Origin of the sequence: Halanaerobium polyolivorans (assembly GCF_020711195.1) — a bacterium.
Classification (GTDB): Bacteria; Bacillota; Halanaerobiia; order Halanaerobiales; family Halanaerobiaceae; genus Halanaerobium; species Halanaerobium polyolivorans.
Window position 1 is genome coordinate 1 of sequence record NZ_JAJFAT010000033.1, and the last position, 7,052, is coordinate 7,052.

The window sequence follows — 7,052 nt, forward strand, 5'->3', positions numbered from 1 at the left end:
TGGGCTAATATTTTTTATGATGAGCAGATGACAGCTGCTTTAATTGATAGATTAGTGCACCACAGTCACCTACTTGTATTTCCTGGTGACAGTCATAGAATCAAAAATTCACTGATGAAAGGAGCCCAAAATTCACTTTAATTTTTCCCTATTGGGTGGCTGCTAAAAAAACTTTTCATAAACCGGGAATTTTAACTTGCAAAAAACATAAAGAGGATCACCCTTTATTTTTTAACAGCAACCATCGATCATTTACAAGGCCTGGTATTACCTATATACTAGAAAAACATTTAAAAAGTGCAAACGAAAAAAAGACTGAAATTATATTTCCAGACAATTTAAAACCTCATATGATGAGGCACACTAAAGCAATTCATCTGCTGGAAGCAGAAGCGAATCTAATCTATATCCGTGATTTTTTAGGACACACAAGCGTACCGACTACCAAACATTATGCAAAAGTTAATTCTCAACTAAAGAGAAAAGTTTTAGAAGCTGCATATATCGAAGTTGTCCCTGACGATATTCCTAACTGGACTGAAGATCAGGAATTATTGAGCTGGCTGCATAATTTCTGCAAGTAATTAATTATGGAAAGCTTTCTATAATGGTAAGTCCCATTTGCTGATTTCAATAGGTATTGAGGCCTGCAGACAGGGTAAAACAGTTGGATTCTTTACAGCAGCTGGTTTGTGTAATCAACTAATTGAGATGCAGGAAGAACAGCAGCTGCTCAAATTCTTAAAAAAGATCAACAAACTGGATTTATTATTAATTGATGAATTAGGCTTTGTTGAATTATCAAATCAAGCGACACAATTAATGTTTCAAATCTTTTCAGAAAGATATGAAAAGGGATCAATCTTTTTAAGCAGCAATCTTGAGTTTGCTGAATGGGCTAAAGTATTTCACGATGAAAGAATGACTGCTGCAATTATTGATAGGCTGATTCACAACAGCAAGATAATGTTATTTAATGGATCCAGTCATCGACTCTTAGATCAGCAGAAGAAAACAAAGAAAGCCCAATAATTTTAACTACAGAAGGAGTATTTTCTTCTCCTTCTCTTTTTTAAGCTAGGTGGTACACAATTCGATTGGTAGGGTGGTACATTTTTCGTTTGACAAAAGCACCTTGATATAACAAAGATTTTAATGATATAAAAAAGGTTTCACCTCATCTTCTCAAATTAAATAGTAGTACCCATAATAATCGAAAGAAGGTGAAACCTTATTAATTTATAATGTTTCTAAGCCCATCAAAGAGATTTCCAAAAGTTTATTGTAGTAATTTGAATTATGCCAGCTAATTTGACATGGTCGTTTTCTTCCTTCAAAATAATAATCAGAAAGGGAGATAATTATGAGTAAAAATACTAAACGCTCACCTGAAGAAAAGATGGAAATTGTTCTTGAAGGTCTTCAAAATGATGATATCTCTGAGACCTGCCGCAAACATGGTATTTATGAGAGTCAGTTTAATCAGTGGAAAAAAAGACTTATTGGTTCTGCAGCCGAAGAAAAAAGAAAACTAATGGATATAGTGGAAGAGTCCACTATACCTGTTAAAACCACCTGCGAAAAATTAAAACTTAATTCCTGGCGTTACTATGACTGGAGAAAACGCTATAAAGCCGAGGGTATAACCATAAGTCTACCCCTACCTCATGCCCTCACAGCCTTTTAGAGGAAGAGAAGCAGGCGATTATCGAGTATGCCCTTAAACACCCTGATTTCCGACATAGAAAGCTTGCTAAAAAGATGATAGATGATGATATTGTTTATGTGTCAGCATCCAGTACATATAGATTACTTAAAGATGCTGGTCTTATTCCTGAGCAGGAGTATAAAAAAAAGAAAAATGCAGACGGTAAAATTGAAGTTGATTAGCCAAACAAAATGTGGCATACCGATATTAGTTATATCCCTGTAAAAAATACTCATGCCTATTTAATCTGTGTTCTTGATGGCTATTCCCGTAAAATTATACATGGAGAACTCTCTCAAACTATGAGTGCAGACGATATGCAGCGGGTACTTAGCAGAGCCATGTTTAAAACAGGTATATTTGAAGCAGATCCTGTCAGCAGGCCAGTTCTTGTAAGTGATAATGGCACCCAGCTTGTGTCTAAATCTTTTACCAAATTTCTTGAATAATGGGAGAACAAGCACATCAGGACAGCTGTAAGACATCCAGAAACAAACAGAAAATTTGAAGTTTTCCACAAGACAATCAAGTATGAGAATGTCTATAGAAAAGAAACATATCAGAGCTTTTATGAAGCCAGAGATGATATAGAGAAATTCATTGAACATTACAATTCTGAAAGACTGCATCAGGGTATAGAGTTTGTAACACCAGATCAAAAATATAACGGCAAAGCCGATGAAATTATAGATGAAAGAAAGAAGAAACATCAGTCAGCTATTGATATAAGAAAACGACTCAATAAAAAGAGAAAATCAACAGCTGCATAAAACACCTGGGACTACAAAAGTATTTCTAGAATTCACTTGACTTTTCAGAAACAATGCATAATTATATTGAAAAAAATATTTCTTTCCTTTTGAAAGTTACTAAATTTATCGAAACAGACAAGTTAATTATATTTTAAATCCTACTGATCTTAAACCTCAAGTTGAAGTAATAAAACATAAGCCTAATAAAAAACCAAGTGGATACAATCCAGAAACCATTTTTAAATCTTTGCTGATCCAACAAATCGAAAAGATTCCTAGCAGAGCAGACTTAAGTAAGCAAAATTGATAGAAGTCCTTATCTCAAATATATTTGAAGATTTTCTAACACTGGAAGGTGTCTAGTGTAGCCACATTTAGCCGTTATTATTGCAAATCATCTAAACTGATGGATTGGAATCACTAATGATTAATCTTTTAGCTCAAATCATAAAACCCTATATGTTAGAATATTTGATATCAATAGTCTCTCTTCCGAAAATTCATTAAGTTTTGATGGTGGTGATTGATTTTATATGCATATGGATAGCCGAATGGGTATAAAGGTTTTTTATTTTGTAATAATACAGTTGTTCCAGCAAACTTAAACCCTAAATCCTCCATAAGTTTGACAACATCACCTTGAACACATACTTCTTTTTTATTAACAGTAAAATCTGACATGATAACTGTCATATATTTATCATACTCTAAAATTTTATAGCATTCCCTGAATATTTTTTTTAATTCTTTAAGAAAATCTTCATAAGTATCTTGATTACCTAAATCTTCATTTCTATCAGTATAATAATCAACACCTGTTCTCGCACCATTTCTATAATTATCATTTTCTTTTCTAATTCCCTGTCCTTTATTCTTTAAAATATTATGATATGGTGGGGAAGTAACAATATAATCAACTTTATGATCAAAATCTTTTAATAAATTTAATGAATCTCCAATTATATATTTATATAATTCACTAGAAATATTTTGTTCTTCTAATCTTTCAATTGCAAGCTTTTTATACTTTTCATTTAAGTCAATACCTATAGCGTTTCTATTGATTAAACCTGCTGCTAATAGAGTTGTACCGCTACCACAAAAAGGATCTAGAACAGTCAATTCTTTTTTAGTAAACATTTTTATCAGTTTTTGTACATCCTTAACAAGAAATGGTGCAGGATGATCAAAAGCTTTCTTATCTAATTTGCAAGATTCTGACTCCCAAAAACTTTTGGTTAATTTTAACCATTCTTTTCCTGTTAGATTATTTAATTTATTTCTTGAATCATATTTCCCTTTTTTATTTGGCATATAAATTACCTTCCTTTTTCTAATAATATATAATGGTCACTAATTGCTTTACCTTTTTTTGCTTTTACATTAGATTCACTTGACCTCTTGTTTTTTTGCAAATAATTCCCAATAAATTTAAATTTGGTCTTCTCTATAGATTTTTTTAATGCATTCCATTCTTGAGTATTATCTGAATGAAATGTTAGAATTAATTTGCTATTATTTTTTAAAACTCTATAACAATTATCCCAAATTTTAAATAGATCTTCACTATAGCTATTATAATTATTATCATTTAAAATTATTTCAGAATTATAATTAGAAGAATATTTACTATTAAAAAGTTCTAACCACATAATCCATATATAACTCAAATCAATATAATTAATTATATTACCATATGGAGGATCAGTAATTATAAAATCAACACTTCCAGTTGGTATTTTTTTTAGAATCTTATTCGAATCACCTAAGAAAAAATTGGGGTAATCTATCTTCTTATTTTTTAATTCATTTAATGAATTTTTTGTTTCAATTGGTAGTTTTATATGATTTTTTAAAGATTTATAAGCATTAATAACTCCCTGACGACCAAAAATACTTTTATAAAAACTAATTATAGGATTTTGTTCAAACTGCTTAGTAGGTAACATATAAGCTGGTCTTCCCCAACTAGTTGATAAAGGCCTCTTACTCTTAGGAGAACGTGGTATACACATTTTTGATGTTAAATGAACGGTTTTTAAAAATCCTAGCATTAGATAATTTTTAATTGAAGATTTTTCCAAATCATTGATTTTATTAAAAATTAATGATAGCAAAATATTATTTCTGTTTGTCCAAAAAGAAGATAAAGAATCTTCATCAAGTTTATCAAGTATATTAGTACTAATAGAGTTAACACAAGAAGCCCTTTTTTTAGGGGTTAATAAGTTCTTATCATATTTTTTTAAAGAAATATCTTCAAATTCATTTTCAACTTCTTTTGTTATAGTTTTATTGCATTCTTTACATTTATATGCTACTTCATAAATAATATTTTTTCTATGTTTATAATTATAAATATCAGTATATTTATTACAGTTAGTACATCTAATAACATAATTTTTATTATATATATCTATTTTCTTAATATCATCTATTATTTTATTTGTATAATATTCTAATTCTTCGATGTTTATTTCGTTTGCATAAGTATCTATTAAAAATTTGGTTAATGGATTTATATCAATACCTATTGGTATTCTATCAATTTTTATTGACTCAAAGAAAGACACTCCACTTCCTAAAAAAGGATCAAGAACTATATCATTTTTTTTTGTGTTTTCAGAAATTATTTCTCTCCATATATTATGAGGTTTTTTACCCCAATACTTCATATTCCGATAAAAAGCTGGTCTTTTTTCTTCTTTATACAATACTATCATCCCTCTACTAATTATGAATATATCATCTAATGAAATTATTTTTTATAACTTTTAATATATTTTTTTAAATCTTCTTTTTCTTTTCTTAATAATATACCTTTTTCTCTTAAGATATCAGCATGTTCCTCTCTCAAACAACCATATTTATCATGCATTTCTTTAAATCTTTCTAAAGTAATTGTTTTATCTCTAGTTAATTTTCTATAAAAATCTTCCACCTCAGAGTGGTGGCCATGGTGTATTAAGGAATGATGATAAGGATTCAAAATAATTAAATTTTCGATTACATCTGGACCTTTATCTCTATTAAATTCTAAGATATGATGAGCTTCAACATAATTATCACCATTTTTATCTATAAATGTTAAACTATTATCTACTTCACATTTGAACTCATTAGCTAATTTTGCTAAATAAACCAACAATTGGCTTCTTTTTCTATCTTGCTTTTTATAGTTCTTTTTACTAAAAAGTTCTAGAAATTTATCGTTTTGATATAAATTTTCTTTTAATATTGTATCATTATTTTTAATTACTTTTTCAAGAAAAGCTTCTGGTTTATATGACTCTAATTCGTTTAAATAATTTTCTAGATTATACACTTCTGGAGGTAAGCTATCTAGTAAAATTTCTTTAGAATAATCAGTTAAAGTTATTTCATTATTTTTATTTAAATTAATTAAATTAATATCATCCATATATAAAATGAAAGCTTTAAATTTAAAATCAATATTTTGTGAAGCTTTTATTTTATATTCAATGTTATTTGAATCTTTCCAGCCCATATAGTTAAAAAAATCAATTTTATGATTAAATGTTTCATTTGTAAAAACATATTGCAGCTGTTTAGCTCTTTCTAGAAACTCATTATTAGTAGTACAATTTGGCTCGATAATTCCAAAAAGATAACTGATTTCAAATATACTAGCTTTTCTTTCTAAAAAATCTAAATACTGCAAGATGCTTTTAGCCGGATAATACATATTGTTATTTTTATTTATTTTCTTCATTGTTTTATTTACTGACCTAACATTTTTACAATGTGGATTCTTAAATATATTTATAGATATTAATTTATTTCTTATAAAATTTCCTTTTGATTTTATATTTAAATATTCTTCGCAAGTACTAGTTTGTACTTTATTATCGTGATTTAAAAGAGAAAAGAATTTACACAATTCCATTATATGCCTAAATAATCTGCCATCATTTGTGTTTCTGTAATTAACTTTAGACTCTTCATAATTTAAAGAATCATTAAAGAATTCTTTTTTAGCTATTAAATTAAAATTATCTTTATTTTTAAATATAGTTGTATTGAAAAGAGCATAAATGTCTACATATGTAATTTTACCTTCAATTTGATTAAGACGATCATTTATTTCTAACAATAATTCTGCTAATTGAGAAACCATTGTATAATTAGAATCCTCAAAAGACTCTCTGGGCATATTTATAGCAAGTTTATGAAATTTTTTAAATCCTTCTTTAGAATTTTTATATTTGTCAAAATACATTTTTATCCCCCCAAAAACAAATTATCTTTTTCTCTTTTCTTATTATAAACAAACATAAAATAACAACAAAAAAATTGTTTTGTAATATAATATTATCAAACATTAGTTCCTAAGTAAAGAAGGGTTCGTAAAAAGTTTGTGTAAAGCATTTGTGGGAGACTTTTTCCTCACAAAGACAAAATCACAGATTTTTTTTAATTAAAATCATTTTTTGGGTTAAATTTTAGCTTATATCAAATTATATTTTTTTAGCTTTATTTTTATCTATATTTAGACGCTTGATTGTATAATGAACTTGAACTAATTAAAAAAATAATAAATAAAATGCCCATAGTGGACCAAACTGTAATAT

The 7,052-nt window shown here is 27.9% G+C and carries 10 protein-coding genes; 7 read left to right on the top strand and 3 right to left on the bottom strand.

From position 1 onward, the window contains the following. The 7 genes from LJ207_RS12555 to LJ207_RS12560 all read left to right on the top strand — a co-directional run. The coding region (locus LJ207_RS12555) for an ATP-binding protein (RefSeq protein WP_229346749.1) at window positions 1-141 on the top strand (141 nt) is incomplete at its 5' end. A 14-nt stretch (window positions 142-155) separates the two neighbouring features. Further along, window positions 156-584: a tyrosine-type recombinase/integrase gene (locus LJ207_RS12040; RefSeq protein ID WP_229346744.1), complete on the top strand. Its 429-nt coding sequence runs from the start codon at window positions 156-158 to the stop codon at window positions 582-584. Between the two features lie 37 nt (window positions 585-621). Continuing rightward, on the top strand, window positions 622-1,032 hold the full coding sequence (locus LJ207_RS12045) for an ATP-binding protein (protein ID WP_229346745.1): 411 nt from the start codon (window positions 622-624) through the stop codon (window positions 1,030-1,032). Window positions 1,033-1,363: 331 nt separating this feature from the next. Further along, window positions 1,364-1,687, top strand: coding sequence for a transposase (locus LJ207_RS12050; protein WP_229346746.1), 324 nt, complete (start codon window positions 1,364-1,366; stop codon window positions 1,685-1,687). A 74-nt stretch (window positions 1,688-1,761) separates the two neighbouring features. Beyond that, a complete protein-coding gene (locus tag LJ207_RS12415; RefSeq protein ID WP_255666903.1) occupies window positions 1,762-1,890 on the top strand; it encodes a hypothetical protein in 129 nt (42 codons plus the stop codon). Window positions 1,891-1,899: 9 nt separating this feature from the next. Beyond that, complete coding sequence (locus tag LJ207_RS12055) at window positions 1,900-2,157, top strand: DDE-type integrase/transposase/recombinase (protein ID WP_229346747.1); 258 nt, start codon at window positions 1,900-1,902, stop codon at window positions 2,155-2,157. A 15-nt stretch (window positions 2,158-2,172) separates the two neighbouring features. Continuing rightward, a complete protein-coding gene (locus tag LJ207_RS12560; RefSeq protein WP_369414194.1) occupies window positions 2,173-2,478 on the top strand; it encodes an integrase core domain-containing protein in 306 nt (101 codons plus the stop codon). Between the two features lie 459 nt (window positions 2,479-2,937). Here LJ207_RS12560 and LJ207_RS12420 read toward each other — a convergent pair whose 3' ends face one another. Genes LJ207_RS12420 through LJ207_RS12070 form a run of 3 tightly spaced genes read right to left on the bottom strand, consistent with a single transcriptional unit; the run spans window position 2,938 to window position 6,700 of the window. Beyond that, window positions 2,938-3,774, bottom strand: a complete 837-nt coding sequence (locus LJ207_RS12420; RefSeq protein ID WP_255666904.1) for a TRM11 family SAM-dependent methyltransferase — start codon at window positions 3,772-3,774, stop codon at window positions 2,938-2,940. A 5-nt stretch (window positions 3,775-3,779) separates the two neighbouring features. Next, window positions 3,780-5,174, bottom strand: coding sequence for a DNA methyltransferase (locus tag LJ207_RS12065; protein ID WP_255666905.1), 1,395 nt, complete (start codon window positions 5,172-5,174; stop codon window positions 3,780-3,782). Window positions 5,175-5,218: 44 nt separating this feature from the next. Then, window positions 5,219-6,700 carry a hypothetical protein gene (locus tag LJ207_RS12070; RefSeq protein WP_229346748.1) on the bottom strand — a complete coding sequence of 494 codons (1,482 nt, stop codon included), beginning with the start codon at window positions 6,698-6,700 and terminating at the stop codon, window positions 5,219-5,221. Between the last annotated feature and the right edge of the window lie 352 nt (window positions 6,701-7,052).

Coding starts and splice junctions, on each gene's coding strand:
- LJ207_RS12415 (WP_255666903.1), top strand. CDS start 1,762: ATGATAGATGATGATATTGTTTATGTGTCAGCATCCAGTACATATAGA.
- LJ207_RS12055 (WP_229346747.1), top strand. CDS start 1,900: ATGTGGCATACCGATATTAGTTATATCCCTGTAAAAAATACTCATGCC.
- LJ207_RS12070 (WP_229346748.1), bottom strand. CDS start 6,700: ATGTATTTTGACAAATATAAAAATTCTAAAGAAGGATTTAAAAAATTT.
- LJ207_RS12420 (WP_255666904.1), bottom strand. CDS start 3,774: ATGCCAAATAAAAAAGGGAAATATGATTCAAGAAATAAATTAAATAAT.
- LJ207_RS12050 (WP_229346746.1), top strand. CDS start 1,364: ATGAGTAAAAATACTAAACGCTCACCTGAAGAAAAGATGGAAATTGTT.